Source organism: Streptomyces sp. NPDC048331, from assembly GCF_043201215.1.
In the GTDB taxonomy this organism is placed as follows: domain Bacteria; phylum Actinomycetota; class Actinomycetes; order Streptomycetales; family Streptomycetaceae; genus Streptomyces.
The window spans coordinates 27084-53755 of sequence record NZ_JBICYT010000036.1 but is presented as its reverse complement, the minus strand read 5'-3'; the positions used below and the strand labels follow the sequence as shown (position 1 = coordinate 53755).

The following is a 26672-nucleotide window of genomic DNA, read 5'->3' as shown; positions in this document are numbered from 1 at the left end:
TCAGCCTCGGTGGGTCGCCGTGCGGGCCCGTACCTCCTCGGGGGTGAGGTAGTGGTCGGTGTACTCGAAGTCGCGCAGCGTCCCCGGCTTGTAGGTCTGGAAGCCGGTCCGGACGAAGTCGTCGCCGGCGACGGCGTTCAGGAGCCAGTTGGTCATCACCCGGGTCTTCGCGGCGCCGGTGCGCAGCGCCGCCCAGTGGTAGCCGCGGGCCACCGCCTGGGCGGGCATTCCGCGCAGGTCGATGCCGAGGGGGCGGGAGACGCCGTCGCGGCCGGCGAGGTCCACGACCAGTCCGAGGTCCTTGTGGGCGTAGGGGCGTAGGGGTGTGCCGCGCAGGGTGGCGACGAGGTTGTCGGCGGCGACCTTGCCCTGGCGTTCGGCGTGTTGCGCGGTGGGTGGGCACACCGCGTCGTCGTCGCCGGCGAGGTCGGGTACGGCGGCCGCGTCGCCGAGTGCGAACGTGCCGTCCGCGCCCGGTACCCGCAGGTCCGGGGTGACGACGAGTCGGCCGCTCTTGGCGGTTTCGGCGCCCAGGGTGGCGACGAGTGGGCTCGCGGCGACGCCGGCGGTCCAGATGAGGGTGCGGCAGGGCAGGACGCGGCCGTCGGTGAGGGTGACGTCTTCGGGGCCGGCCTTGGCGACGGAGGCGCCGAGCGAGACCTGGATGCCTCGGCGGCGCAGCACGTCGAGGGCGGCCCGGCCCAGCCGGTCGCCGAGTTCGGGCATCAGCTTCGGGGCGACGTCCACGAGGTGCCAGGTGATCTCGCGGCGGTCCAGCCGGGGGTAGCGGTCGACGGCGTTGGTGGTGAGCCGTTCCAGGGAGGCGGCCGTCTCGGTGCCCGCGTAGCCGCCGCCGACGACGACGAAGCCGAGTCGTGAGGCCCGTTCCGTCGATCCCGGTGCGGCGGCGTCGGCGAGGTCGAGTTGGGCGATGACGTGGTCGCGCAGGTGGGCCGCTTCGGCGAGGGTCTTCATGCCGCGGCCGTGTTCCGTCAGGCCCGGGATGTCGAAGGTGCGGGTCACGCTGCCCGGGGCGAGCACGAGGTGGTCGTACGGTTGGTCCACCAGCTCGCCGGTGATCTTGCGGATGACGCAGACCTTGGCCCGGGTGTCGACGCCCACGGCCCCGCCGGGCACGATGCGGGTCCGGTGGCGGCGGCTGCGGCGTAGCGAGACGGCCACGGATTGGGGGGTGAGTACCCCGGAGGCCACCTGGGGCAGCAGGGGCAGGTAGAGCTGGTAGGAGAACGGGGTGACCAGGAGGATCTCCGCCTCCCCGGGTGACAGTGTCCGCTCCAGGCGGCGTACGCAGGAGACGCCGGCGAAGCCCGCGCCGACGACCACGATCCTGGGTCGTGCCATGGTGTCCGTCCCTTCTCGGGTGTACGGGTCCTCGGCGCGTCTTCCCCGGCAGGCCGTTCCATGCACGGGCGTGTGGTGCGGACGGCTGCCCCCTCGCCGCCGTGCCCGCGGACGTCGGGTCGTCTGCGCACGTCGCGGGGGTCGTTTGGATCCGGGATTCGTGATCAGACGAGGAGATGTACGGGGTCCGGTACGGGGTCGTGTACGGGGTCCGGCCTGGGGAAACGAGTGAGGGAGGGGCCTGGATGGCGATCTCGGGAGGCCGTCGGGACGGCGCGGGCGGGGGTGAGGCGTCGGTGGGGCGGGACGTCGTGCTGGCGGTCGGGCTCGTGGGCATCTGCCTGGGCGGTTCGGCCGTGTTCGTGCGGACGGCGGTGGGGTCGGGGGGCGGGATACCCGTGATGCCGATCGTCACGGTGATGCTCCTGGTGGGTGGGGTGGCGTTGGCCCGGTGGGTGCTGTCCCCCGTCCGGCGTCGCGCTCCCGGGTATCCGGGGGCGGCCTGCGCGGCGACCGTGTATCCGCAGGGCCCCGCGTGTCCGTCGTCCGTGGATCCGCGGGCCGCGACGGCGGTCCTCGTCCCGTCCGTCGCTGCCGGGCCGGTGCCGGATCCGAGCGGCGTGCCCGAGGTGGGGCCCGATGCCCTGGATCACGCGGCGGTGGACGCCGACGGCTTCGAGCACACGATCGCCGCGTTGTGCGCGCGCGACGGCTGCCCGCAGGTGGAAGTCGTGGGCGGGGCGGGTGACTTGGGCGCCGACGTGATCGCCACGACGGCGGACGGGCTGCGCGTCGTCGTGCAGTGCAAGCACTACGGCGAAGGCAACCGGGTCGGCTCGCAGGACCTGCAGCGCTTCGGCGGTACCTGTTTCGCCGTCCACGAGGCCGATGTGGCCGTGGTGGTGACCACCAGCTCCTTCACCGCTCCGGCCCTGGAGTACGCCGCCGCCTGCGACATCGTGTGCGTCGACGTCGACGACCTGGCCGCGTGGACGGAGTCGCGGACGCCCCCTCCCTGGGAGACGGCCGCCACGCAGGCGTCGGGGCCGCAGGCCCCGGCGGACGCGGAGACGCGGGCCTGAACGGGCCCGGACGGGCCTGGACGGGCCTGGACGGGCCTGGACGGGCCTGGAGGCCTTCGACCGAGGGGCGCCGTCGGCCGGCCCGCGATCGGCTCCGCGTCCGGGACGGACCCGCCGTTCCTACGGGAGCGGCGGTGCGGTGGCCTTGTAGTCCACCAGGAGCGTGAGCAGGCCGCGGGCTCGTAGGGACCGTCGCCACCGGGGTTCGGTCTCGGCGGGCGTCAAGATGGCGAACCGGTCGAGGAGTGCGGCCAGCGCGATCTCGACCTCGGCGCGGGCCAGCGGAGCGCCCAGGCAGTAGTGGATGCCGTGTCCCAGTGCCAGGTGCCCGGAGGTGTCCCGGTCGAGGTCGAGCCGGTCGGGGTGGGGGAAGCGGGCGGGGTCGCGGTTGGCCGCGGCGAGCGACAGCAGGACGGTCTCCCCCGCCGGGATCGTCACGTCCGCGATGGTGATGTCCTCGGTGGCGAAGCGGCGGATCGCCAGGAGGGCCGGTCCCTCGTAGCGGGCCAGTTCCTCGGCGGCCCGGGGCAGCTTCGACGGGTCCAGGCGAAGGCGTGCCAGGTGCTCGGGGTGCGTCAGGAGCGCGTGGACGGCGTTGCCGATGAGTTGGACCGCGTTCTCGTAACCGGCGGCGAGGACGAGGAAGGCGAGCGAGGTCAGTTCGTCCTCGCCGAGCCGGTCGCCGTCGCCGTCGCGGACCGCGATCATGTCGGAGAGCAGGTCGTCGGCAGGGTGGCGTCGCTTGTGCGCGATGAGCTCGGTGAAGAAGGCGAGCATGGCGCCGATCGCCTGCTCGGCGTCCTGGGGGCGGCTGGGGTCGGGTGCGATCAGTTGGTCGGTCCAGGCGCGGAAGTCCCTGCGGTGGTCGTCCGGGATCCCGAGGAGGTCGCAGATGACGGCGATGGGCAGGGGGGCCGCGTAGGAGGTGATGAGGTCGGTTCGGCCCTCCGTGCCGAGCGCGTCCAGGAGTTCGTCCGCGGTCCGGCGGATCCCGGGGCGCATCGCTTCCACGCGGCGGGGCGTGAAGGCGCGGCCGACGAGCCTGCGTATGCGGGTGTGGTCGGGGGGATCCATGTTCAGGAGGTTGCTGTCCAGGGCGGGCGGCAGGGACAGGCCGCGGTGCGCGCCGCGTGCGGCGTGGGACTTGTCGAGGGAGAGCCGTGGATCGGCGAGGGCCGGGCGTACGTCGTCGTACCGGGTGACGAGCCATGCCGGTTCGCCGGTGGCGCCCGCGATGCGCTGCACCGGAGCGGTGTCCCGCAGATGCCGGTACGCATCGTGGGGGTGGTGTACGAGGTCGCCCTGAAGATCCATGGGATCAGCCTAGGGGCTGGCGGATCGGCCCCTCGGGCGTCGCACGCGCTCTTCCCCGACCGGTGACCTCGTCCTAACGTCGTGTCATGGACAGCGTGCGGATGGACCGTTCGGACCCCGACGTGGTCGACGTGGTGCTGCGCGAGGCGGGCGGGCCGCTCGCGTACGCCGCCGAGCGTTGGCCCGGGGAGGTGATCGGGTCGCTCGCGGCCGGCGTCCTGTACGGCACCCCGCTCTACGTGGTCATGGCGGTGCTCGGGCAGGGGCCCGGCCGGATCTGGGCCGTGGTCGGGATCGCCGCCGTGGTGGGACTCCTCGTCAACACGTTCGCGATCCTGTACGGGGCCTACCGGAACGTGACCCGGCTACGGTTCTCCCCCGCGGCCGCCCCGGACACCATGACCCTCGTCCGGGGCTCCCGGACGGGCCGGCCGAGGCCGCTCGCCGACGTACGGCAGATCTGGATCGACCACCGCGTCGTCGAGTCGTACAAGAGCGACCGGAAGCCGGTGTCCGGCAGGATCGTGCTGCACGTGCTCCTGAGGAACGGGCGCCCGGTCCGGGCCATGCCCGTCTTCCCGTGGACGACCGACACCACCCCCCTGCATCGGCAACTGGAACGGACGCTCGCCCCCACCGCCGTCCAGGTGGACCTGGTCGTCGAGCGCCGCGTGCAGTCCCCTCCGTGGATGGCCGTGGGCCACGGCGGATCGACCGGCGGCGGAGGCGGCTGACAGGGCCCCGCCGCTGTGCCGGGGTGCGTGTGCGGCGGTCCGCGTACGCCGCACCGGGGGCCGGGGGTCAGCCGATGCGGACGGTGATGTCGGGGAGGGGCAGGTCGGAGAGGTTCAGCTGGAACGCGGCCAGGGTCAGGTAGGTCTGCGAGTCGGTCACGGTGGAGGTGGTGGACGGCGCCTGGGTCTTCCCGCGCGTGCTCACCAGCAGGTACCAGCCCCCGCGCTTGTAGCTGCGGGAGGCGTCGGGGCTGTCACCCTTCGGGTTCGGGTTCGACTTCCAGCCCTGGCGCTCCAGGTCGGCGCAGACCGCGTTCATCTCCGCCTGTGCGGCGCTCTTCTCGCGTACGGCCGTCCAGCCCGTCCTCTTCGCGTCGGCGCCGGCCGCGCCGACCGGCCGGCCCTGCGCCGGATCGAGGCCCGCCGCGCCGATCGCGGTCCGGATCGTCTCGTCCACGGCGTCCCGGGTGAGGGGTGGCGACGTGAACTCCGGTTCGGGCTCCGCCGAGGACGGGGACGGTGTGGAGACGGGCGCGCCCAGGTGGACGCGCCCGTCGTCGGCGATCTGGATGTGGTCCGGCATGACCACGGCGGCCAGACTCACGACCAAGGTCGCGGCCAGCCCCGTCCACACCCTCTTCAACAGCGCGTTCAACGCGGAACTCCCCCCGAGTGATCAAGATCAGAGGGAGTCTCACACATACCGGTCGGCGCCCGGCAGTCGTTGTCCGTCGCCGGGCCGGCACGGCAGGACGCGCATGAGGATCCGGGATCGTCCGGGACACCGCCGCCCGCTCCTCGGGGTGGGTCAGGACGGTGTGGGGGCGGGCGACGCGGCGGCCTCCCAGGCGAACCCGTCCGGGTCGGTGAAGGTGTCGGCGGTGCCGCCGAGGACGATGCGGTGCGAGCCGGTGCCGTCGGCGGGGACACCGAGGTCCTTGGCGAGGGCCCGGCGCTTGTACAGCGCCAGCTTGACGGGGCTGTGGCGACCGGGGGCGAACTCGGCGTACTTGCCGCCGAAGCTCTTGGCCACGGTCAGGCCCCGACCGGTGTAGAACTGCTTGGTTGCCTTCACGTCCTCGACGCCGATCAGCAGGACGACCTCGTCGATCTCGCGGGTGGCGGGGCCGGTGTCCTTCTTCTCCGAGGTCGCGATCTTCCAGATCGTCCCGTCCGGGGCCCGGACGACGCCGCCGTAGCCCCACAGCGACTTCGTGGCGGGCTTCAGGACCGTGGCGCCGGCGGCCACGGCGGCGCCGACGAAGTGGTCGACGGTGGCCGGCCCCGAGACCGTGAGCGCCAGGGTGAAGCCGCGGAATCCGGTGGAGTGCGCCTCGGACGCCCGCAGGTGCACGAGCGTGTCCACGCCGAAGGCGCTGTAGAAGCGGCGGGCGGCCTCGGGGTCGGTCACCTCGAGGGTGACGGAGGCGAGGGAGTGGTCGGCTGCGGTGGAAGCGGTGGTTGCCATGTCCCTCACGCTAGGGGCCGGGCGGCACTCGAGGCTTCTCGAATCCTGACCGGTATCGAGGCTTGCCGCCACGCACGCCCGGCACCTGCGCTCCCTGCGTCCCGATCGCCGGTAGGGGTAGGTCCGGGTCAGTTGGCCACGCGGTGCTTGCCGAGTCGGGCGACCATCTCGGGGTCGCGGTGGTCGAAGAACACCGAGGAGCCGGTGTCGAGTGCGCCGATGCGGGCCATCTCGCCGTCGCCGAGTTCGAAGTCGAAGACGTCGAGGTTCTGCGCCATGCGGCCGGGGTCGACCGACTTCGGGATCGTGACGATGCCGCGTTGGATCAGCCAGCGGAGCACCACCTGGGCGGCGGACCTGTCGTGCGCGGTGCCGATCTCGCTGAGGACGGGGTGGGTGAACAGGTTGTTCCTGCCTTCGGCGAAGCCGCCCCAGGACTGGTGCTGGACACCGTGCTCGCGCATGAGGTCCTGGTCGGCGGTGCGCTGGAAGAACGGGTGGGTCTCGATCTGGTTGACCGCGGGGACGATCTCGTTGTTGAGGACGAGGTCCAGGAGACGGTCGGGGTAGAAGTTGGAGACGCCGATCGCCCTGGCCAGGCCCTCCCGATGGAGGACCTCCATGGCGCGCCACTGTCCGTAGACGTCGCCGAACGGCTGGTGCATCAGGTACAGGTCGACGTGGTCCAGGCCCAGCTTGGTCAGGGACGTCTCGAAGGCGCGGCGGGTGTTGTCCTGGGCGGGGGCGTCCTGGACCCACAGTTTGGTGGTGACGAACAGTTCCTCGCGCGGGATGCCACTGGCCTTGACGGCGCGGCCGACGGCCTCCTCGTTGCCGTACGCGGCTGCGGTGTCGAGCTGCCGGTAGCCGGCGGCGAGGGCGTCGGTGACGGCCTGCTCGGTCTGTTCCGGCGGGATCTGGTAGACGCCGAAGCCGAGGATGGGCATCCGGGCGCCGGTGTTGAGGGTGACGCTCTGCATGGGCTCTTCCTTGTCGGTCGGGGGTACGGGGTGTGCGGGGGCGGGTGCGAGGGCGGGGGCGGGTGCGGGGGGAAGGGCTTCGGTTCGTCCGGCAGGGCCTCTCGTGCGGACCACCGGTTTCGAGGGACTCGCCGAGGGAGCGAAGGCCGCGTACGACGTCACCCGGGCCCCGAGGGGCCGCCGGCCGATCAGGTGGGGACGGGGCGTCGGGGCGGTGAACTCCCTGCCGGCGCACCGTCGGAGACCGGCGGTGCGCGGGCCGGCTCGTGCGGGTGGTGGCGGACGGCGGCGGCCTGACGGCGGCGGGATCCCGGACGCTTGCGGCCCACGGTCGCTCCTGGGACTCGGACGGTCGCTGTCGGGGGAAGTATCGGCCCCGCCGCGGCCGGTTCCCCGCCGACAGTCCGCGCACCGTACCGTCGGGCACCGAGGGGCGGTACGCCTGTCGGGCGGAGGAGCGGCTCCGGTCCCGGTCGGCCGGTGCCGGCGCCCGCCGGCCGGTCGAGGTGCTCGTTGCGTCGAACGGATGCGGTCGTCGGGCGGCGGGGCATCCTTAGGGATCACGGCGGCGTCATCGTGCGTTGAACCGTACGAAGGGTGTGCCGCGCGCCGGCACACCGCACCGCCGGCCTGTGCGATGGAGGAGGATCCGATGCATGCCGCCGAGGAGAACCGGCAGGAGCTGGACTCGGTCAGTGTCCTGAACGCGAGGAGGACGCTGCTCCAGTTGCTCGGCCGGGCGGGGGTCTTCGCCGACGACGCGCAGGGCCTGATCGCCCTGGTCGAGGCGGGAGCCTTGGCCGGCGCGTGCGAGGAGCTCGGCGCGCTGGGCGGGTCCGTACCGGGGGACAAGGGCGAGCCGTACGAGTCGGGGTGGCTGGACGGTGCCCGGGCCGTCACCGACGAGCTCGGCTCGATCGCCGAACGGGCGCTGCGGCAGAGCGTCGCCCCCGACGGGCCGAGCGCCGCTCGGTCGGCCCGGCCGCCGGTCGGGCGGATCGAGGTGGAGCAGGCGAAGGCGGCCGTCACCCCGCTCCATCTGGCCTTCACCGCTGTCTCCGACCTCGACCCCGAGGTCACCGAGGAGGTGCTTCGTGCCGTGCTCGGCACGATGACCGCCCGGGAGAGGGCCCGGTACGCCGGCCGGCTGGCGGACTTCGCCGCGGCGCACCGGGCCCGTCTGGAGCGGTTGTACGTGGAGTACGGGCCCGGCAGTGCCACCGCGATCCACAGCCGCTACTCCCTGTTGCATTCCGCCACCGGTGTCGCCGTGCTGGAGCGGCTCGCGACGCGGCCGGCCGCGCTGCGGGAGGAGTGGGACGCCGCCGAGCTGCCACCCGCCTGGCTGGACGGTCCGATGAGGGCCTGGGAGGCGGTGGGCTGATCCCACCCCGGGCCACCGGCCCCGCCACCCGTGCGTGCGTGCGTGTGTGGGTGGGGTGGGGTGGGGTGGGGCCGGGTGGTCTATCCGGCCGCGCGCAGTCGGGTCGCGGCCGTCTCCGCCTCGCGTACGACGCGTTGCGTGTCGACGCCGACGAGCCGGCCGTCGAACTTCAGCGGCCGCCCGTCCACGAACACGGCCTCGACGTTCTCGGGCCGTCCGTTGAAGACGGTCTGGCCGATCCAGTCGAAGCGCGGCGCGAAGTTCAGGGCGGCCGGGTCGACGACCACGACGTCGGCCCGTTTTCCGGGGGTCAGGGAGCCCGTCCGGTCGCTGATCCCCAGGGCCTCGGCGCCTCCGAGGGTGGCCATCCGCAGGACGTCGGGCACCTGCGGGAAGATGTGGGCCTGCGTCGCGCGGGCGCGCTGCAGGCCGATGGCCGTCTTCATCAGCGCGTGGAAGTCCGAGCTGTCGTTGGTGCCGCCGTCCAGGCCGAGGCCGACCTTGACGCCCCGTCGCCCGAATTCGGACAGCCGCATGATGCCGGAGGCCAGCCGCATGTTGCTGAGCGGGCAGTGGGCGGCGCGTACGTCGTGCGCGGCGACGGCGGCGATCTCGTCGTCGGTCAGGTGGATCGCGTGGTTGATCAGGAGTCGCGGGCCGAGCGCGCCGATGTCGGTGAGGACCCCGATGGGGTCGTCGGCGCGTTGCTCGGGGCGTTCCAGGACGTGGGAGTTGAGCATGACCCCGAGGTCCTGGGCGGCTTCCCAGTGCGCGTGGTTGAGGTGTTGGACGGCTCTCGCCGCGTGCGTGGCGACCTGGAAGTCGCCGAGCGGGGCGGGATCGAGGAGTTCCTTCTTCACCTTGGTGACCAGGGTCGGGTCGGCTTCGGAGGGGAACATCGCGTAGGTGAAGCGCACTCCGGTCGCGGCCAGGGCTCGTACGTAGCTCTCGATGAGGTCGTAGGAGAAGATGTCCACCCAGTCGACGAGGGTGGTGACTCCCGACTGGACGGCGTCGAGGGCGGCGAGGCGTACGAAGCTGTGCAGGGCCTCGGGGGTGAGCCGGCCCCGCTGGGGGTCGGTACATCGGGTGAACCAGCCGAACAGGTCCCCGTCGGTGCAGCCTCCGCGGATGACGGCCTGCCAGAGGTGGGTGTGGGTGTCGACGAATCCCGGCATGACCAGCTTGCCGGAGGCGTCCACGATCCAGGTGCCGGGCGGGGGCCGTAAGCCGGTGCCGACGGAGGCGATGGTGCCGCCGCGCATCAGGACGTCGGCGTTGTCGAGGGCGCCGAGGGGGCCGCTGCCGAGGGCCGGGTCCATGGTGAGTACGAGGGCGGCGCCGCGCAGCAGGACGGTCGGGCCGAGCGGGACGGATGGGGCGGGGAGGACGGGTGGGTGTTCGGGGCGGGTGGTGGTGGCGAGGACGAGGGGGGTGGCGGCGGCCAGGCCGAGGCCGGTGAGGATCGCGCGGCGGCTGTGGGCCGGCGACGGGGTGGGGGACGGCTGCATGGCGTAGTACCTCCCGAGGGCTCAGAACGGAAGGCCCGCCCGGGCGACGCCGGGTGGGGGGCGTCGGGCAGGGCGGGAGAACACACGCAGCATTCCCAGCGCACTGTCATTCGATAGACGTTCGCGGAAAACTTTTTCCGTTCCGGTCGCCCGCCGGTCATCCGTCGGTCACCGGTCAGCCGTCCCTCGACCTCCCTGCGAACGGGTACGGACCCGGGCGTCGGTCGTGCATCCGTCCGCGGCTCCCGCGGGGAAGCGATACGTCTGCGGAACATCGATTCGGTCCCACGGGGCCGGTAAGGGGTCGGCTGTGGCGATCACCGTCCGGAGGGACATCCTCGTCGGGCTTCCTCTCGAAGAGTTGGTCGCCTACCTGGAGGACTTCTCCCGAACCGAGGAATGGGACCCCGGCACGGTGCGGTGCGTGCGGGTCGGTGCGGGACCGGTGCGGCAGGGAAGCACGTGGCGGAACACTTCGCGCTTCCGTGGCCGGACCAGCGACCTGCTCTACCGGCTCGTCTCCCGGGAGCCGGACCGGCTGCTGTTCGTCGGTGAGAACAAGACCGTCACGGCCACCGACGACCTGGGTTTCCGGGCCCGCTCGGCCACGACCACGCTCCTCACCTACACGGCGTCCTTGCGGTTCAAGGGATGGGCGCGCCTGGCCACGCCCTTCCTGCGCCCCGAGTTCGACCGGCTGGCCGATGCCGTGGCCGACAGATTGCCTTCCGCGGCCGTCGTCCACCGCGGTTAGCGCGGCCGGCGTCGTGCCTGCCCCGATCCGCCGTGGCCGGACCGGACGAGGAAGACCTCGTCGGTGAAGCACCAGGCCCAGTCCTCGTCGGGCGCCAGGGACAGGACGATCGGGTGTCCGCTCGCCTGATGGTGGGCGTGGGCGTGCAGGCCGCGCGAGCTGTCGCAGCATCCGACGTGGCCACAGGTCACGCACCGGCGCAGCCGTACCCAGCTCCAGCCGTGTGAGAGACAGTCCGCGCAGCCGACCGGCGGAGCCGGCGGCGACGGTTCGGACGCCGCCAGGAGCCCGATGTGCGTACAGGACCGCCCCTGCGGTCGACCGCCGTCGGGCCCGACCCGCCAGCCGGTGCCACCCGCCATCGCCACCACTCCTCACCGGCACGGCCCGTGCCCGGCGCGGCCGCGGACGCGGGAGTTCTCGTATCCCGCTCTCCTTTCGGCCGAGGCGCGCGAACGGATGCGTCCACGGCCGGGGAATCCGTCGTCGTACGCGCCGAGCGGGAACCTCGGGCGCAGGGACTCCGTCCTGCCCGCGGCAGAGGTGGCACCATGCGGTGTCATGGCTCGGGCGGGGGCTCGGATGGCGGGCGTGGGGGATTTCCGGAACGCTGTTCTCCGGGTGGGACGGGTGGTGTGCACCGGGAATTGTCCACCGTGGCCGAATCTTCTCGACGGCCGTCACGACGTGACGGCCGTGGACGAGAGGACCTTCCGTGACCGTTCGCTTCGCCGCCGGGACCGCCGGCGCCGCCGCCCTGCTGGTCGCCGCGCTGACCGTGCCCGCGCAGGCCGTGACGTACGGGACGCCGACGATCGCGCTGTCCGCCGCCTACCTGTCCGGGGCCGTCGGCGCGACCGGTGACCCGGTCGTGGACGTCACCGTCGGTCAGAGCGGGGCGGACCCGTCCGCGCTCACCGTCAGCGTGTCCGCGTCGAGCAAGGCCTCGGTCGCCGGGACCGGGGACGTGACCTTCACGGGCGCCGGGGCGGTGCGGCGGCTGGCCGTCGCCGCGCGCGGCCGCGGCTACACCACCCTCACCGTCAAGGTCACCGGGCTGGGTGGCAGGACCGCCACCAGGACGCTGTCCTACGCGGCCTCGGCCGCCGTGCAGAACCCGGCCGACGCGCGGTACCTGACCGGGTCCGCGGACGCCTCGGCCGCCGTGGACGTGGGCGGCGGATACGCGGTGGTGGCCGACGACGAGTCCAACGTACTGCGCCTGTACGACCGTTCCCGCTCGGGTGCCCCGGTGCGGACCTGGGACTTCAGCTCGCAGCTCGGTGTCGGCAAGGAGGTGGACATCGAGGGCGCGACCCGGATCGGGAACACCGTCTACTGGACCGGCTCGCTCGGCAACAACAAGGACGGCGAGTACAAGGCGCCCCGCAACACGGTCTTCACCACCACGGTGAGCGGCTCCGGCGCGGGCGCGCAGCCGGCCTACGGCCGCTCGTACAAGAAGCTCCGCGAGGACCTGGTGGCCTGGGACAAGGCCAACGGGAACAGGTACGGGTTCGCGGCGGGCACCGCGGACGGGGAGGCGCCGAAGCAGATCGACGGGTTCAACGTCGAGGGCCTGGAGTTCGCGCCGGGCTCGACCAGCACCGCCTACCTGGGCTTCCGGGCCCCGCCGGCGCCGGTCGTGCCGGGCGGCAAGGCCCTGATCGTGCCGGTCACCAACTTCGACCAGGTGCTGGCGAGCGGGGCCGAGGCCACCTTCGGCGCGGGTATCGAGCTGGACCTCGGCGGCCTCTCCGTCCGGGACATCCGCAAGAACGCGGCCGGGCAGTACCTGATCCTGGCCGGTTCCTGGGCCGCGGACGACAACTCGGACCCGTACGCGCTCTACCGGTGGGACGGCGTCCCCGGCCATGCGCCGGTCGGGCGGGCGGACCTGCCGACCACCGACCCCGGCGGCTGGGAGGCCATCGTGGAGGTGCCGGACCTGACGGTTCCGGGCGCCCGGGTGCAGCTGATCACGGACAGCGGGTCCGCGGACCTGTACGGGGACGGCACCGAGGCCAAGGACCTGACGCGCGCGGAGTGGAAGAAGGCCCGGGCGGCCTGGTTCACGCTGGGCTGATCCCCTGCCGTCCTGAGGCCTGTCGTACGGGCGCCGGCCCGGGGCGGGCGGTGGCCGCCGCGTAAGGTGGGCGGAACCGCCCGCCTTCCGCCGCCGCCCGTCCCGGGAAGGAACTGCTGCTGTGCGCATGGTTTTCGCCGGTCAGGTGATCGAATGGCGTGGACCGGCGCCGTTCTACTTCGTCCCGGTGCCGGAGGAGTCGTCCGCCGACGTACGGCAGGTGGCCTCGGCGGCCTCCTACGGCTGGGGAGTCGTCCCCGTCGAGGCCGTCATCGGCGAAGTCGCCTTCGGGACGTCGCTCTTCCCCAGGGACGGCGGGTACCTGCTGCCCGTCAAGAACGCTGTCCGGACGCCGCTGGGGCTGGTGGCGGGGGACGAGGTGACGGTGACGATGACGGTGCGCCTACCGGGCTGAGCGCCGCCGGTCCCCGGGGTGCGACCGCCCTCGGCCCGGCGCTCGTCCGAACGGGCTCAGGCTCCCGTCGGGTCCGCGAGGATCGCGTGCACCTCGACGGGGTCGTTGCCGGGCTTCCCGCCCGGGCCGGGGCACGCCGACGCCCGTGCGGCGATCTCCAGGGCCCGGTCCTCGCTCGCGACGTCGACCAGCCAGTAGCCGGCCAGGATGTGTCCCGGCTGCGCCGGTCCGTCGCTCACCCGCGGCCGTCCGTCGCTCGCGGCCCGCACCGTTTTGACCTGTGAGGGTCCTCCGAGGCCCTGCCCGTCCACCCATTCCCCGGCGGCCGTGAGTTCCGCGTTCAGGGCGTTCATGTGGGCGAACATGGCCTGCATGTCGTCCTCGGAGTAGGAGGACATGACGGCGTCCCACTGGTCGGCCGGCACGTTCATCTGGATCATGTACTTCATGGTCTTCACCCTTCCGGGGCGGCTGCGGGGGCTCTCGGCCCTACGGGAAGGTAGACCTCGGCCGACCACGGAACTCATCGGTGCCCGCCCCGCCCGGTGACGGCCGGGCGGGGCGGGGCTCATGTCACCAGGCGCAGCGCCGTCTGCGCGATGCCCAGTCGTACGCTCTGGCCCCAGGTCAGCTGCAGGGCGTCGCCCTCCATCCCGTCGCCGAACACCACGATCCGGTCCGACTCCACGGTCAGTCGTAGCGCCTGCCCCCGCTCCAGTTCACCGGCGACCTTCGTCGTTCCGGTCGTGGGTGAGGGCCAGGCCTCCCGTACGAACCACAGGAGGCGCCGCTCGCAGGGTGCGGGCAGCCGCGCGGGGCTGGAACGCTCCTGCCACAGGGAGCGCAGCCAGCCGGTGGCGCCGGTGCCGGTGCCCACCAGTACCCCGGAGGACGCCTGGGCCTCGTCCGGGCCGGTGTCGTCGTCGGAGGTCAGGCGGTAGCGGGCGGTCTGGTGACCGGGTGAGCCCAGGTAGATCTCGTTCAGTGCGAGGAGGCGCTGGGTGTCGTCGGCGACGGCCTCGACCATGGTCAGCTCTTCCGTGCCGCTCCCGGCGGCGGTGGCGGCACGCAGCAGGGCGGACGCGTCGGCGCAGCGGTGACGGACCAGGACTCCCGGGTTGTGTCCCGGGTCGGTGTCGATGCCCACCACCGGCTGTCCGTGCAGGTACTTCGCGGTGTTGGCGACCAGGCCGTCCTGGCCGATCACGACCACCACGTCCTGCGGGGCGAACAGGAAGCGGTCCAGGTCCGCCCGTTCCACGCGGGAGCTGCGCCAGGTGAGCGGTACCGCCGCCGCCACCTGGCGCAGGGCCTGCTGGGTGCGGTCGTGGCGGCGGTGCACCTCGTCGATGGAGCGGCCGCGGCTGGAGAGGAAGAACGCGGCCTGTCCGTGCGTGCCGTGTCGGGCGAGGAGTTCCTCGTACTCGGTCCTGCGGTGCACGAGGACCGCCCGTGGGGCCAGGCTCACGTGTCCGTGCCGCTTTCCGGGCGTCCGAGTCTGGTGAGGAGTCCGGTGAGGACGTCGGGCGAGAGGGTGATGCTCTCGATGCGCGGCAGGTTCTCCGCGAGTCGGGTCGCCGCCAGGGCGTGGAGCGTGCCGGGGGCGGTTTCGTCGTGGACGCGGAGCCAGGCGGCCTGGACCTCGGCACGTGCCGTGCCCGTCTCGCGTGCCGCCTCGGCGTCGGCGCGGGCGAGACGGACCTTGCGGGCGGCCTCGGTCTCGGTGCGGATGCCGTCCGCGGCGGCCTTCTCCTCGGCCTCGCGGCGGGCGTTGGTGCCGCGTTGGTCGATCAGTTGTTCTTCGCGGCGGGCCAGTTCGATCTGGCTGGCCAGTTCGTTCTCGGCGATGGCCCGTTCGCGTTCGACGGCGACGGCCCGGCGTTCGTAGGTGGCCCGGTCGGCCTCCTGCTGGATCTGCTCGCGGGCCGGGGTGCGCAGGGCGCGTTCCACCTCGGCCTCGGGGCGGATCGCCACGACGCGTACGGCGACCACGTCGATGCCGGTGGCGGGGAGTCTGGGCTCGGCGGCGAGGCCCGTGGTGACGCTGGTCCGCACGGAGGTGACGCCGTCGACCAGGGCGACGGCCAGCGGGGTGCGGGCCAGTACGTCCAGCGCGTGCTGTTGGGCGGTCTCGGTGAGGAGTGTGGCGATCTGTTCCAAGGGGGCTCCGCGCCAGCTGCCGGTGTCCGGGTCGACGGAGAAGTCGAGCCGTTCCGCGGCTTCGGCCGGGTCGCTGATCCGGTAGGTGACGGTGGCCTGGACGGCGACGTCCTGGAAGTCCGCCGTTCGGGCGTGGAAGGCCATGGCCAGTTCGCGGTCGTCGACCGGGACTTCGGAGAGCGCCGCCGAGAGCGACCGGTACCAGAAGCTGAGCCCTCGCCCGTCGTGGGCGAGTCGGCCGCGCTTGTGGTGGCGGATGTGGGCGGTGGGCGCGGAGCGCAGATGGCGCCAGCCGAAGCGGCGGGTGATGTCGGCCATGGCGGCCCCCCCTTCATTTCGTCAATGCGACGATAAAGGGGCCCGTTCATATCGTCAAGGGGACGAGAACTCGGGGGTCGGCGGGAAGCGGCGGGCGGGTGGGGGTGGCTCAGCCCAGGACGATCAGCCCAGGACGAGGGGGAACCTCACCGCCGCGTCACGCAGTTCGGCCCGCTGCGCGTCGGTGGGCGTGCCGCGACCGGTGCCGACCAGGAGCGCGTCCCGGTCGGTGAAGGAGGCGGGGAACGCCGCCCCGGCGATGCGCTCCAGCATGGCGCGGGAGCGGGCCAGGCCCGCCTCGGGCGGCAGGGTCCGCGCGTCCGGGAGGTGTGCGATCAGGTCGAGGTGGTGCAGCGTCCACTCCAGGACGTACGCGCCCAGGTAGTCGCCGACGGTGAGGACCTCGTCGCGGGTGCCCACCCGGGCCCGCGGGTCGGCGAGTTCGGCCGCGCGGCCGGCGGCGGAGCCGACGTCGTCGAGGTGGAACCGGAGCAGGTGCGGATCCCCGTACGCGGCGGCCAGCCGGACGGTGAGGGCGTCGAGCGGATCCTCGCCGGTCGGGGGCCGGTCCTGGACGTGCCAGTAGGTCACCGCGTCGACGGTCGGCTCCGTCGCGGCCGGGGTGGCGAGGGTGATCAGGACGTCCTGGGCATCGATGACCAGGTGGCACACGAGGTCCCGCACCAGCCAGCCGGCGCAGCCCGACGGCCGTGCGAAGTCCCGGTCCGGGATCTCGGCGACCGCCGTGCGCAACGCCGTCCAGGAACGGGAGAAGAGGTCCACACCCGCACCGTAGTGCGGCGTCGCCGCGGCGGACAAGCACGGCCGCCCGCCCCGACCGGGCGTGTCCCCCGCGGCCCCTGGCACGGTCGTGGTGATCGGGAGCGCCGGGCCGTCGTCGAGCGACTCCCGGCCGAACTCCGAGGGGTCCAGGAGGGCTTCGACGCGTGGGGCCGGGCCCCCCGAGGAGGTCGCGGGCCCAGAGGTCGGACGGGATCCGCCACTCCCCCGTCGGGCCGGCCGTACAGGGCTTCGGCGTCCCCGAGCCGGCCGGCCCCGAGGTGCGGGTTCTCGAAGTCCTCGCCCCCCTTGTCCCGGCGGGGTGCGGCGGGCGAGGCAGGAGGTGTCCGCGCCCTCGCGGCCGTGTGCGGCGGGGCGGGCGGCCCTCGGCGGCCAGGCCACGGGGTCTCCGGTCCGCCGGGCGGGCTCCGCCCGGCGCGGGTGGCGCAGGCGGCACGGAACCGGTGGGCCCGTCGTCTTCGGCCTTCCCGCGACCCGTCGGACCGGCGGGCGACCGCCACAGCGGCCGAGGTCTCGGACGGTCCCGCCGCGGCCCCCCGCGCGGGCGCACGGCGCGGCGCGCGGCGTCATCCGTCCCGGGCGGTCAGGAGCATGACGAGGGCTCGGGAGTGGGTGGTGCCGAGCGCGGTGGCCACCGTCCGGGCGGACACGTCCGCGTCGAGCCCCCGGGCGGCCGCCCGGCCGGCCCGGGTCGCGATCCGCTCCAGGATGCCGGCGGCACGTAGCGCGGCGAGCGGTGAGTCCGCGGCCGTGGTGTCCAGTCGGTCGGCGATCTCGGCGAGGAGCGCGGCCAGGGGTTCGGGCAGCGGCACGGCCTTGTCGCGGACGACGGACAGGTGCGCGGTCCAGTCCGCGAGCGGTCCGGTGAGGTCGACGTCCGCCTCGTAGAGGGGGCCGTCGCCGATCACGGCCTCGTCCAGCGGGTACTCCGCGGCGCCGCGCCACCCGCACGCGCACACGGCGCGCAGGGCCTCGGCGCGGGGGCGGCGCGAGCGGCCGTCGTAGGCCGTCCAGTGCGTCGTCGAGGGCACGTTCGGGCCGCTCCCGACGTCGAAGTACACCGGTCCCGGCTCGCTCCCGCCGATCAGGACCCCCGCGGCGCCCGCGTGGACGTCCCCGAACTCCGCCGTCCGCCAGTCCCGTTCCACCCGATACCCCGTCCTCACGCGTGTCCTTGCCGGCGTTCCGGCCGTTCCGCCGGACCCTTTCCCTGCCCGCGCGGCCGCCCACACCCGGGCGGGTCCAACAACGTCGGCCGTTGGGTGCCGGGCCCCGGGACGGGCGGGCGACCTGCCGGGGCGCGGGCGGTCCCCCGACGCCCGTGCGCTGGAGCGGGGTGCCGTACGAGGAGGAACGGTTCCGGGCCGACGCCGGCGTCCTGGACGGGGTCCGCCTCACCGGCTCGGGCACGGTGGCGGACCGGCTCTGGGCGCGACCGGCCGTGACGGTGCTCGGCATCGACTGCCCGCCCGTGGTCGGCTCCGCCGCCGCCGTACCGGCGAAGGCGCGGGCCCGGGTGAGCCTGCGCGTGCCACCGGGGACGGATCCCGGGGCGGCGCTGGCCGCCCTCACCGCGCACCTGACGGCCGCCGCGCCCTGGGGCGCCCGCGTCTCGGTCGAGGAGCAGGGCACCGGCTCGCCGTTCCGCCCGGCCACCGACGGGCCGGCCTACCGGGCCATGGGGCGGGCCATGCGGCAGGCGTACGGCCGCCCGATGGAGTTCCTCGGGCAGGGCGGCTCCATCCCCCTGTGCAACGTTCTCGCCGGGACCTGCCCGGACGCCGAGATCATCCTCATGGGGGTCGAGGAGCCCCGCTGTCTCATCCACGCCCCCGACGAGAGCGTCGACCCGAGCGAGATCCGCGCCATGGCGCTCGTGGAGGCCCTCTTCCTCCTCGACTACGCCTCGACGCGCTGACCCGTGGTCGGGAGGTGTCCCGGACCGCGACGACGCCGTCGTGCCGGAACGTGCCGGAACGCGTCGAGGTTCGGGGCCGTCAGGCGTGGCCCGTCCCGCGGACGACGCTCCCGAGGACCGGGCGCGGTGCGTACGAGGCGGCGAGGGCCGTGAGGGCGGTGACGGCAGGCCGAGGAGGAGGACGCCCGGGGGCTACGGCCGCGGCTGCGGTTGTTCGAACGGGGAGGGCACCGGGAAGTAGGCCTCCAGGAAGGCGGCGACGATGTTGTGCTGCTGCGTGGCGGTCAGTCCGTCGCCCGGGTCCCCGGCCTCGGTGGGGGCGTCCTCGTCGTCGGCGAGACAGAACGCGTCGTGGCCGCGCTCGGCGGCCAGCGGTGGCAGCTTGTCGATCACGTCGTGGCGCGCGGTGCTGACGTAGGTGTGCACGAGGTGGCCCTCGACCGCGTGGCCCCGCGCGAGCGCGAGGTGGGAGGCGAGGGTGACGGGGGCGAGGTCGTCGGTGCTGCGGAAGACCGAGCGGGCGGTGGCGGCGAGCCGGCCGGGCAGCAGCTCCTCGACGTGGGTGAAGAGGGAGCGGGTGAGGGGGTAGGGGGTGTGGGCGAGGATGTGCGGATAGGTGCGTCCGACAACCTCCTCGACGGCCTGCCGGGTGACCTTCTGCGAGGAGGTGAAGACGTCGTCGCCGACCCGGCTGCCGGGGTCGACGGCGCGCCGGTCGTGGAACACCTTGGGCAGCCCGGAGGGCAGGAAGTAGTCCTGCGGGCGCTGCGGGCGGCCCAGGAGGATGTCGTCGTTGAAGTAGATGAAGTGCTCGGCCAGGCCGGGGATGCGGTGCAGCCGGCTCTCGATGGCGTGGGAGTTGAACACCTCGGGGGCGTCGGGGTCCGTCAGGAGCTCGCGGTGGTCGACGACGGTGACCCGGGGATGGTCGGTGTCGAGCCAGTGGGGGGCCTGGTCGTCGGTGACGAGGAAGACGTGCCGGATCCAGGGTGCGTAGGCGGCGATGGAGCGCAGGCAGTAGCGGAGTTCGCCGCGGTCGCGGTACCGGTTGTCCGCGAGGTCCGTCGCCGTGTCGCGGCCGGTGTCGCGGGCGGCGGCCCGCGCGGCCCGGTCCCTGCGTCGGCGCCAGGCGGGGTCGGCGGCGTCCACCCAGGTGATCACGGCGTCGACGGGGAAATCGATGTCGTCCGGGAAGCGGCCCGCGAAGCAGTCGACGACGGGGTAGTCCCGGTCGCCGACCCGGTGGGTGGCCGAGGCCGTCAGGGAGGGGACCCACCAGCCGTAGGGGGTCTCGCGCAGCGTGGCGATGGCGCCCTCGCCGGATTCCGGGGCCTCCCAGAACTCCAGGTCGCAGCCGGTCTCGGGGCCGTAGGTGAGGGTCCGGCCGGAGGTGACGACCGGCTGGTGCAGGCGGACGGCCCGCACGAACGTCTCGGCGGCGTCGACCGCTGCCACCAGATCCTCCGCCAGGACGTCGGCCCCCGCGTCCGCGGCGTCGCCGTCGGCGGTGACGAGGCGGGCGTGGACGGGAAGCCCGGCGAAGGCCGCGGCGCAGGCCTTCAGTGCGGCGCCCCGGTCGCCCGGGGCGACGGCGACCCGGTGGGTGAGCCGGCCGTCGGGGACGAGCCCGTAGGGGACGGAGGCGGCTTCCAGGGCCTCGGCGAGCGCGCGGAGGTTGGCGTCACGGGCGTCGGCGGGGAGCAGGTCGTCCCGTACGAGGGCGAGCCGGCCGCGGTGGCGGACCAGGTTCGGCACGGTCGCCAGCAGTTCCTCCTCCCGCTCGGCGGCCCGGCTGCGCCGTGCGGGCGCGTGGCCCGTGCGGGGCGGCCCGGAGGGGCCCGGTTGGGGCGGGATGCCGCCGCGGCGACGTACGGTCCGGGCGAGTCTGCGCAGCCCGGCCGGAAGGGGAAGCCGGCGTAGTCCCTGCATGTACGTCCTCGGTGTGCGGCGCTGATGAGCGGCTGCCGGTCTGCTGAGTGCTCCGGGGCGGGAGTGGTGCCTCGGAGCATGGTGGATGCCTTGTTCAGCGATACGTTTCCTTTTGTTTACGTTTCATGCAAGGGTCCGGGGACCTGCTGTTGCGACTCACAGCGAGTTCTCATGTGGGGGGGTGCGTCCGCTCGGGTGCCCGAGGCCTCGGTGTCGTGCCGGAGCCGGACGTGGTCGACCGGCTGGGCCTCGTTCCCGCTCTCGGCGAGGTCGGTGTCGACCGGTACGAAGCGGGCGCTCCGGTAGCGGCGCAGAGCCGTGCCGTTGTCCGGGTGCACGCGCAGGAAGACGTCGTGAAGGCCCGCCCCGAGGGCCTGCGCGAGGAGTCTCCGTACCAGCACGCGGCCGAGTCCCCTGCCCCGGACGGCGGGGGCCACGATGATCCGGGCGAGCTCGATCTCGTCCTCCTCGGCGTCGAACCACGGCTCTCCGTGGCCGACGGGCTCCTCGTCCTCGACGAGGACGTGGGCGCGCGCGTCCTCGTCGCGCTGCCGGTCGGTGATCGTCCGGGCGGGGACGGGGAACTCCCGGCGCCCGCACCACAGGGGGGCCTCCTGGGCGGAGGGTCGGCCGGCCACCGTGACGGCATGGGCGTCGGTGAAGGGGAGCAGGTCCATGCGTGTCGTTCCGTCCGGGGTCATGGGGCGAGAAAGGGGTGCGACCGGTGGGCGGGCCGGCACGGGGGGCCGTCCGTCCCGATCCGCCCCGGCGTCCATGGGCCCGGCGAGGTGGTCGCGGCGATTGTTTCCGCCTCGACCGCGGCCGCCGGGGCGTCGACGGTTTCGTCGGCGCCCCGGCGGGGGGAAGGGGGTGGGGTTCAGCGCGTGGCGGCGGCCAGGAGGCGGGGGGCGGCCGCGTGGGCGGTGGGGGCCCAGCTGAGGAGGGTGGAGCCCACCGTCATGCCGCCGCCGAACCCGGACAGGAGCACCACGTCGTCCTCGGCGAGCAGGCCCCGGCGGTGGATCTCGTCGAGGGTGACGGCGACGGACGCGGCGCCGGTGTTGCCGTAGCGGGCCAGCTCCAGGTGGAGGGCGGCGTTGTCCAGGCCGAGCGCCGGCCACACCTCGCCGATCATGACCGCGTTGGCCTGGTGCGGGACGAAGTGGTCGACGGAGCCGGCCGGCAGCCCGGTACGGGCGAGGAGTTCGGCGACGGCCGCGGGGAGGTTGTCCTGGACGAAGGCGCGGACCCCGCGGCCGTCCATGCGGAAGTGGTGCGCGCCCTCCCGCAGGGTGCGGGCGGAGGCGGGGCGGCGGCTGCCGCCGGCCGGGACGCCGATCAGTTCGTGCTGGTCGCCGCGGGTCACCAGGCTGCTACCGAGCATGCCGTGGCCGGAGGGCGAGGGGCCCAGGACGGCGGCGCCCGCCCCGTCGCCGAAGAGGATGGCCGTCCTGCGGTCGGTGTGGTCCAGGATCCGCGAGTAGATGTCGGCGCCGATCACCAGGCCGTGGGCGCCGCCGGGTTCGGCGCGCAGGAGGCGTTCGGTGACCGTCAGGGCGCAGACGAAGCCGCTGCAGACGGAGTTGACGTCGAACGCGGCGGCGCCCGTGGCGCCGAGCAGGTGTTGGACCAGCGCGGCGGTGGCGGGCTGCGGCTGGTCGGGGGTGGAGGTGGCGACCACGATGTAGGAGAGGTCGCGCGGGTGGATGCCGGCCTGTTCGAGGGCGCGGCGGCCCGCGTGGGCGGCGAGGTCGGAGGTGGCCTCGTGCGGGGCGGCCCGGCGGCGTTCGTGGATGCCGGTCTTGCGGACGATCCACTCGTCGCTCACTCCGGCGGTGTGCGCGACCTCGTCGTTGTCGACGATCCGCTCGGGCAGGTAGGAGCCGGTGGCCAGGACCGCTATCGGGTCGGCCGGGTCGTGGGGTCCGTTCGTCACGTTCTCGTCTCCTGGTATCGGGGTTCGACGGCCGCCGGGGTGTCGGGCAGCCGCTCCCATCCGGCCAGCTGCGCGTGTGCGGTCAGTACGGGGTCCGAGCCGACGACCACCGGGTGGCCGACGGCGCGCAGGAGGTCGAGGTCGCTGCTGTGGTCCCCGTAGGCCGAGCAGTGCGCGAGGTCGAGGCCGTGGATCGCGGCGACGGCGTGGGCGGTGCGGCCCTTGGTCGCGCCGATCAGCGGGGTGACCACCTCGCCGGTGAGGAGGCCGTCGCGGATCACGGGTCGGGTGCCGAAGGCCCGGTCGGCGCCGAGGTGTTCGGCGATCGGGTCCAGGCAGGCGAAGAAGGATCCGGAGACCAGGACGGTCAGGTCGCCGTTGCGGCGGTGGGTGTCGAAGCGGGCGGTGGGGGCCGGGACGAAGGGGGCGCCGGCCAGTTCGTGGGTGAACCAGGCCCGGCCGGAGGCCGCCAGGGACGCCGCGCTCTCCCCCGCGTAGAGGCGGTAGTAGCGGCGGTTGACCTCGGCGCGTGGGGCGCCGTCGGCCGCGGCACGGTGGAGGGTGGCGGTGAGGCGCTCGTAGGTGCCGGGGGCCGCTCCCCGGCGTTCCAGGTGGAACGCCAGGAAGCGGAACATGGTCTTGAAGCCGATCAGTGTCTCGTCGACGTCGAAGAACGCGGCGGCGGTGTTCATCGCGGGTTCCGGACGCGGGCGAGGTCGAGTGTGAGCAGGCACAGGCTCTCGCCGTCCTGGTGGGCCTCGACGCGTACCGGTACGCGGTCGGTGTCGGGGGTGCTCTCGTCGCCGAGTTCGACGATCCCGCCCTGGGTGTAGTAGGAGGCGGACTCGGTCGGGCGGCCGGCGTCGCGGCGGTCGCCGACGACGGCGGTGAGGGTGGCGGGGCTGTCGAGTTCGCCGAACCGGCTGAAGGTGACGGCCAGGTCGGTGGGGTAGGTGCGGGAGGGCGACATGCCGCGTACGTCGAGGGCTCCGTAGAGGGCGATCTGGCGGGCGGCCTCGGCGATGACCATGCCGGGCAGGTGGTCCTGCGGGTGGTCGAACATGCTGGGGTGGCTGCCAGGGGTGCGGATCCCGGCGGTCAGGGTGTCTCCGGCGACCTCGATGCCGGTGAGGACGACGTTGTCGGCGTTGGCGCGGCCCACCCGGTACGGCTCGACCGGTGCGCCGGTGGCGCTGCCCGGTGCCGGGTGGTCGGCGGAGGAGGGCAGTGGTCTCTGGTCGCGGTTGCGCAGCCGCAGCGCGGTGTAGGACTCGGGTGACTTGAAGCGCAGGCCGATGCCGGCGCGGCCGATGCTGAGGTCGCCGACGCGTAGGTCCACGTCGTAGTCGAGGCCGTTGGTGCGGCCCTCGCGGACGTAGTGGTTGCTGGTGGTGACGTGGAGGGTCAGCTGGCAGGGGGTGGGGCCGACGGCTATCCGGTCGGGGCGCGAGAGGTGGACGCGCAGGTGGGTGAGGATGAACTTGTCGGTCCGGGGCACCGAGAAGTAGGCGTGGGCGCCGGCGAGGGCGGCCTGCCGGCAGGCCTCCAGCAGCAGGACCGGGTCGTAGACGTTGGGGTTCAGCAGGTGGTCGCCGTAGTAGGCGTGGGAGCGCGGTAGTTGGGCGGCGGCGACGTAGGAGGCTCCGCCGAGGGGCCGGAGGTCGGTGAGGAAGACTTCGCCGAGCGAGTCCCGGTGGACCAGGGTGCGGTCGACGGTACGGCTGTAGCTCAGCTCAAGTGCGGCGAGGTCCTGTTCCAGCGGCGAGGGTGCGGTGGTCACGTGCGGAACCTGCTTTCTCGGGTGGTGTGCTGTTCGTGCTGCGTGTGCGTCGTCGTCTCGTGCGTGGTCGTCTCGTGCGTGGTCGTCCCGTGCGTCGTCCGGGCGGTGGTCAGCGGCGTTCCAGGAGCACTCCCGTCCAGGTGAATCCGGCTCCCGCGCCCAGCAGGAGGACCCGGTCCCCGGGGTCGAAGGTGTGGTGGCGTTGCAGGTGGTCGAGGCCGGCGATCTGGTCGCCGCTGCCGAGGTGGCCGACGGTGGCGCCGAAGTCCCACAGGGAGGTCTCGGCGCCGCCGGGGAATTCGGGGAAGTAGTTCTCCTGGAGCAGCGGCAGGCCCAGGTTGGGGTAGACGACGCGGCGCAGTGCGGGGTCGGTGCCGTGGGGCAGGAGGACCTCGCGGATCTCGCGGACCGCTCGGCGGGTGGCCTCGCGCAGGCTGTCGCTGCCGTGGGCGGCGAGGTAGCGCTTCTTGGCGGCGCGCACGTCGTGTTCGGCGCCGAACAGGGCGCGGGTCTCGGGGGCCGGTTCGTCGAGGCGGTGCAGTCCTTCGAGTTCGGGGTCGCTGACGCTGTGGGTGGCAAGGACGCGCCAGCCGGGGGCCCGGAGGGTGGCGGGGCCGTCGGCGGTCAGGACGGCGGCGGCCGCTCCGTCGCCGTAGACGATGCCGTAGTCGGCGGTGAAGCGGTCGAAGCCGGAGGCGGCGAAGCGGTCGGTGGCCACGACGAGGGCGGTGCGTCGGCCTTCGGTGGACAGGAGGTCGGCGGCGAGGTCGAGGACGAGGAGTTGGGCGTTGCAGCCCTGGGCGACGGTGAAGGGCAGGGCGCGGGTGGCGCCGAGTCGGGACTGGAGCCAGGAGGCCGGGGACCACAGGCGTTGGTGGCCGTGCCGGTGGATGGCGGTGACCGCGATGAGGTCGATGTCGTTCGGTGCGGTGCCGGCGGCGGCCAGGGCCCGTTCGGCGGCGAGGAGGGCCATGTCGCCGGGGTAGAGGTGCTCCTCGGCGGCGATGGTGCGGTAGCCGGTGGCGCGGATGCGTTCGGCGTCGGGATCGGGGTGGCGGGCGGCCTCGGCGGTCAGGTCCAGGCGCCGCTCGGGGAGGTAGCTGCCCGTGCCGGCGATGCTGATGCCGGCCGGGGGGCGGGGTGGGGCCGTGGTCATGCCGCCTCCTTCTCGGTTTCGGCGGTGGCGCCGGTCGGGGTGGTGGTGGTGTGCGGGTCGGCGCCGGCGGTGCGGGCGACGTGGCCGTCGGGGCGGACGAGGACCGCGGTGGCGCCGGCGGGGAGCCAGGCGCGCTGGGTGGGGGTGAGCTCGGCGGTGCGGGTGCGCGGGGGCAGGTGGGTCCGGTCGGGCGGGGTGCCGGGCAGGTGCAGCCAGGTGTGGTGGCCGGGTTCGGGGCGGTGGCCGGGGACGCGGGCGCCGGGGTGCAGCCGGTGCTCGGCGCGCGGTGGCAGCGCGGGCCGTCCGGCGGCGGCTCCCCCGGCCGCGGTACCCGCGTCGGTGGTGTCCTCGGATGCGGTGGCGGCGGTGGTGTCCTCGGGTGCGGTGCCGGTGGGGCGGTAGCGGAGGTAGAGCTGGCTCCAGGCTTCCGCGTATCCGGTCAGTGACTCCTGTACGGAGCTGCGCGTGGGCGCGGTGGTGGCGCGGCGCATCGCGTCGAGGAGGGGCAGGACTGCGGTGGTGCGGGCGACCTCGGCGGCGGCGGCGCGGCGTTCGCGGTCGTAGTCGGCGAGGAGGGCGGCCCGCTCGGTGTCGCCGGGGGCGGCCAGGCGCCAGGCCAGGGCCCAGGCGTCGCCGAAGCCGGTGTTCATGGCCTGGCCGCCGGCGGGTGAGTTGAGGTGGGCGGCGTCTCCGGCCAGGACGGTGCGGCCGCGGGTGAAGCGCTCGGCGAGCCGTTCGTGGACCTGGTAGTGGGCGATGCGGTCGACGCGCTCGAGCCGCAGGGCGGGTCCGTGGCCCAGGGTGTCGACGGTCTCCTGGAAGTGCCGGATGCCCAGTTCGCCGTCCCGGTCCAGGAGTTCGGGTGAGACGGGTCCGGCGATGCGTACGGTGCCCTGCGGCAGCGGCAGCAGGGAGACGGCGCCGGCCGGGCCGATGTACATGGCGGAGGCGTCCGGGTCGACGGGCCGCAGCGGGGCGCCTTCGGCGAGGAGGTAGCTCATGGGGTAGGTGATGCCGGGGAAGTCGATGCCCAGGGCGGTGCGGACGGCGCTGCTCGCGCCGTCGGCTCCCACGAGGTGGCGGGCGGTGATGGTGTGCGGGCCGTCGTCGGCGACGGCCTCGGCGGTGACGGTGTGCTCGTCCTCGTGGTGGCCGGTGTAGCGCAGGCCGCGCAGGAGCCGGCCGCCGGTGGCGGTGAAGTGGTCCGCGAGGACCGCTTCGACCTCGGGCTGCGGGACGTTGACGTAGTAGGGGAAGGTGGTGTCGAGTGCGGTGAAGTCCACGGTGAACAGGGCTTCGTGGGGGGTGTGGAAGTCGATGCGGAGCTGACGTACGCCTCTGTCCTCGACGGCGGTGCGCAGGCCCAGGGTGTCGAGGATCTCGAGTCCGGCGGCGTGCACCATGACCGCGCGGGTGCGGGGGTCGATGTCCTCGCGCCGGTCGATGACGGTGCAGTCGACGCCGTGGTGGGCCAGGAGGCAGCCGAGCATCAGTCCGGTCGGGCCGGCGCCGACGACCAGGACGTCGGTGGTGCGGTGGTCGTTCGCCCGGGCGCTCGGGGTGTTCCGGTTCATCGGTGCGTCG

The 26672-nt window shown here is 73.8% G+C and carries 25 protein-coding genes and 1 pseudogene; 7 read left to right on the top strand and 19 right to left on the bottom strand.

Going from position 1 to position 26672, the window contains the following annotated elements; translation table 11 throughout:
• Entirely contained in the window at nucleotides 1-1362 is a 1362-nt protein-coding gene (locus ACGFYY_RS34170; protein WP_365276537.1) for an FAD-dependent oxidoreductase, read from the bottom strand.
• Nucleotides 1363-1607: 245 nt separating this feature from the next.
• Here ACGFYY_RS34170 and ACGFYY_RS34165 point away from each other — a divergent pair, with 245 nt between their 5' ends.
• The gene (locus ACGFYY_RS34165) at nucleotides 1608-2444 is read left to right on the top strand and encodes a restriction endonuclease (protein WP_393715415.1); all 837 of its coding nucleotides are present in this window, start codon (nucleotides 1608-1610) and stop codon (nucleotides 2442-2444) included.
• Nucleotides 2445-2564: 120 nt separating this feature from the next.
• Here the strand turns inward: ACGFYY_RS34165 and ACGFYY_RS34160 are convergent, their stop codons facing one another.
• Nucleotides 2565-3758, bottom strand: coding sequence for a cytochrome P450 (locus ACGFYY_RS34160; RefSeq protein ID WP_393715413.1), 1194 nt, complete (start codon nucleotides 3756-3758; stop codon nucleotides 2565-2567).
• 86 nt (nucleotides 3759-3844) lie between these two features.
• Between ACGFYY_RS34160 and ACGFYY_RS34155 the strand changes: the two genes are divergently transcribed.
• On the top strand, nucleotides 3845-4492 hold the full coding sequence (locus ACGFYY_RS34155) for a hypothetical protein (protein WP_393715411.1): 648 nt from the start codon (nucleotides 3845-3847) through the stop codon (nucleotides 4490-4492).
• Between the two features lie 67 nt (nucleotides 4493-4559).
• Here ACGFYY_RS34155 and ACGFYY_RS34150 read toward each other — a convergent pair whose 3' ends face one another.
• From ACGFYY_RS34150 to ACGFYY_RS34140, 3 genes are all read right to left on the bottom strand, one after another.
• Entirely contained in the window at nucleotides 4560-5147 is a 588-nt protein-coding gene (locus ACGFYY_RS34150) for a hypothetical protein (RefSeq protein ID WP_393715409.1), read from the bottom strand.
• 153 nt (nucleotides 5148-5300) lie between these two features.
• On the bottom strand, nucleotides 5301-5960 hold the full coding sequence (locus tag ACGFYY_RS34145) for a glyoxalase (RefSeq protein WP_393715407.1): 660 nt from the start codon (nucleotides 5958-5960) through the stop codon (nucleotides 5301-5303).
• A gap of 128 nt (nucleotides 5961-6088) precedes the next feature.
• Nucleotides 6089-6940, bottom strand: coding sequence for an aldo/keto reductase (locus tag ACGFYY_RS34140; RefSeq protein ID WP_393715405.1), 852 nt, complete (start codon nucleotides 6938-6940; stop codon nucleotides 6089-6091).
• Between the two features lie 652 nt (nucleotides 6941-7592).
• On the opposite strand from ACGFYY_RS34140, the gene ACGFYY_RS34135 reads away from it, so the two are divergent.
• Nucleotides 7593-8324, top strand: coding sequence for a hypothetical protein (locus ACGFYY_RS34135; protein WP_365276897.1), 732 nt, complete (start codon nucleotides 7593-7595; stop codon nucleotides 8322-8324).
• Between the two features lie 80 nt (nucleotides 8325-8404).
• Here ACGFYY_RS34135 and ACGFYY_RS34130 read toward each other — a convergent pair whose 3' ends face one another.
• The gene (locus tag ACGFYY_RS34130) at nucleotides 8405-9835 is read right to left on the bottom strand and encodes an amidohydrolase family protein (RefSeq protein WP_393715402.1); all 1431 of its coding nucleotides are present in this window, start codon (nucleotides 9833-9835) and stop codon (nucleotides 8405-8407) included.
• A gap of 310 nt (nucleotides 9836-10145) precedes the next feature.
• Between ACGFYY_RS34130 and ACGFYY_RS34125 the strand changes: the two genes are divergently transcribed.
• Nucleotides 10146-10589 (top strand): SRPBCC family protein, encoded by a 444-nt coding sequence (locus ACGFYY_RS34125; protein WP_365276902.1) that lies wholly within the window; start codon nucleotides 10146-10148, stop codon nucleotides 10587-10589.
• Here ACGFYY_RS34125 and ACGFYY_RS34120 read toward each other — a convergent pair.
• A complete protein-coding gene (locus ACGFYY_RS34120) occupies nucleotides 10586-10951 on the bottom strand; it encodes a UBP-type zinc finger domain-containing protein (RefSeq protein ID WP_393715400.1) in 366 nt (121 codons plus the stop codon). The genes ACGFYY_RS34125 and ACGFYY_RS34120 overlap by 4 nt on opposite strands.
• 353 nt (nucleotides 10952-11304) lie before the next feature.
• On the opposite strand from ACGFYY_RS34120, the gene ACGFYY_RS34115 reads away from it, so the two are divergent.
• Both ACGFYY_RS34115 and ACGFYY_RS34110 read left to right on the top strand, forming a co-directional pair.
• Entirely contained in the window at nucleotides 11305-12675 is a 1371-nt protein-coding gene (locus tag ACGFYY_RS34115) for a DUF3616 domain-containing protein (RefSeq protein WP_393715398.1), read from the top strand.
• A gap of 121 nt (nucleotides 12676-12796) precedes the next feature.
• Nucleotides 12797-13090, top strand: coding sequence for a DUF1905 domain-containing protein (locus tag ACGFYY_RS34110; RefSeq protein WP_393715396.1), 294 nt, complete (start codon nucleotides 12797-12799; stop codon nucleotides 13088-13090).
• A 56-nt stretch (nucleotides 13091-13146) separates the two neighbouring features.
• Here ACGFYY_RS34110 and ACGFYY_RS34105 read toward each other — a convergent pair whose 3' ends face one another.
• The 5 genes from ACGFYY_RS34105 to ACGFYY_RS34085 all read right to left on the bottom strand — a co-directional run bounded on the left by ACGFYY_RS34105 (nucleotide 13147) and on the right by ACGFYY_RS34085 (nucleotide 17535).
• Complete coding sequence (locus tag ACGFYY_RS34105) at nucleotides 13147-13539, bottom strand: YciI family protein (protein WP_393715394.1); 393 nt, start codon at nucleotides 13537-13539, stop codon at nucleotides 13147-13149.
• A 119-nt stretch (nucleotides 13540-13658) separates the two neighbouring features.
• Nucleotides 13659-14558 carry a hypothetical protein gene (locus tag ACGFYY_RS34100; RefSeq protein ID WP_393715392.1) on the bottom strand — a complete coding sequence of 300 codons (900 nt, stop codon included), beginning with the start codon at nucleotides 14556-14558 and terminating at the stop codon, nucleotides 13659-13661.
• Nucleotides 14555-15568 (bottom strand): SPFH domain-containing protein, encoded by a 1014-nt coding sequence (locus ACGFYY_RS34095; protein ID WP_365276915.1) that lies wholly within the window; start codon nucleotides 15566-15568, stop codon nucleotides 14555-14557. Before ACGFYY_RS34095 ends, ACGFYY_RS34100 begins: the two co-directional genes overlap by 4 nt.
• A 123-nt stretch (nucleotides 15569-15691) precedes the next feature.
• Nucleotides 15692-16351: a maleylpyruvate isomerase N-terminal domain-containing protein gene (locus ACGFYY_RS34090; protein ID WP_393715389.1), complete on the bottom strand. Its 660-nt coding sequence runs from the start codon at nucleotides 16349-16351 to the stop codon at nucleotides 15692-15694.
• Between the two features lie 584 nt (nucleotides 16352-16935).
• Entirely contained in the window at nucleotides 16936-17535 is a 600-nt protein-coding gene (locus ACGFYY_RS34085) for a hypothetical protein (RefSeq protein ID WP_393715387.1), read from the bottom strand.
• Nucleotides 17536-17645: 110 nt separating this feature from the next.
• Between ACGFYY_RS34085 and ACGFYY_RS34080 the strand changes: the two are divergent.
• A pseudogene (locus ACGFYY_RS34080) lies at nucleotides 17646-18287 on the top strand (M20/M25/M40 family metallo-hydrolase); the annotation flags it as partial.
• Between the two features lie 192 nt (nucleotides 18288-18479).
• Here ACGFYY_RS34080 and ACGFYY_RS34075 read toward each other — a convergent pair.
• The 7 genes from ACGFYY_RS34075 to ACGFYY_RS34045 all read right to left on the bottom strand — a co-directional run bounded on the left by ACGFYY_RS34075 (nucleotide 18480) and on the right by ACGFYY_RS34045 (nucleotide 26662).
• Nucleotides 18480-20216 carry a Stealth CR1 domain-containing protein gene (locus ACGFYY_RS34075; protein ID WP_393715386.1) on the bottom strand — a complete coding sequence of 579 codons (1737 nt, stop codon included), beginning with the start codon at nucleotides 20214-20216 and terminating at the stop codon, nucleotides 18480-18482.
• 116 nt (nucleotides 20217-20332) lie between these two features.
• Complete coding sequence (locus ACGFYY_RS34070; RefSeq protein WP_393715385.1) at nucleotides 20333-20893, bottom strand: GNAT family N-acetyltransferase; 561 nt, start codon at nucleotides 20891-20893, stop codon at nucleotides 20333-20335.
• A gap of 200 nt (nucleotides 20894-21093) precedes the next feature.
• Nucleotides 21094-22152 (bottom strand): ketoacyl-ACP synthase III, encoded by a 1059-nt coding sequence (locus ACGFYY_RS34065; RefSeq protein WP_365276156.1) that lies wholly within the window; start codon nucleotides 22150-22152, stop codon nucleotides 21094-21096.
• Entirely contained in the window at nucleotides 22149-22844 is a 696-nt protein-coding gene (locus tag ACGFYY_RS34060; protein WP_393715383.1) for an HAD family hydrolase, read from the bottom strand. Before ACGFYY_RS34060 ends, ACGFYY_RS34065 begins: the two co-directional genes overlap by 4 nt.
• Nucleotides 22841-23932 (bottom strand): ScbA/BarX family gamma-butyrolactone biosynthesis protein, encoded by a 1092-nt coding sequence (locus ACGFYY_RS34055; RefSeq protein WP_365276150.1) that lies wholly within the window; start codon nucleotides 23930-23932, stop codon nucleotides 22841-22843. Before ACGFYY_RS34055 ends, ACGFYY_RS34060 begins: the two co-directional genes overlap by 4 nt.
• 109 nt (nucleotides 23933-24041) lie before the next feature.
• Nucleotides 24042-25088, bottom strand: a complete 1047-nt coding sequence (locus tag ACGFYY_RS34050; protein ID WP_393715381.1) for a ketoacyl-ACP synthase III family protein — start codon at nucleotides 25086-25088, stop codon at nucleotides 24042-24044.
• Nucleotides 25085-26662, bottom strand: a complete 1578-nt coding sequence (locus ACGFYY_RS34045) for an FAD-dependent oxidoreductase (protein WP_393715379.1) — start codon at nucleotides 26660-26662, stop codon at nucleotides 25085-25087. The genes ACGFYY_RS34050 and ACGFYY_RS34045 overlap by 4 nt, the downstream gene beginning before the upstream one ends.
• Nucleotides 26663-26672: the final 10 nt, after the last annotated feature.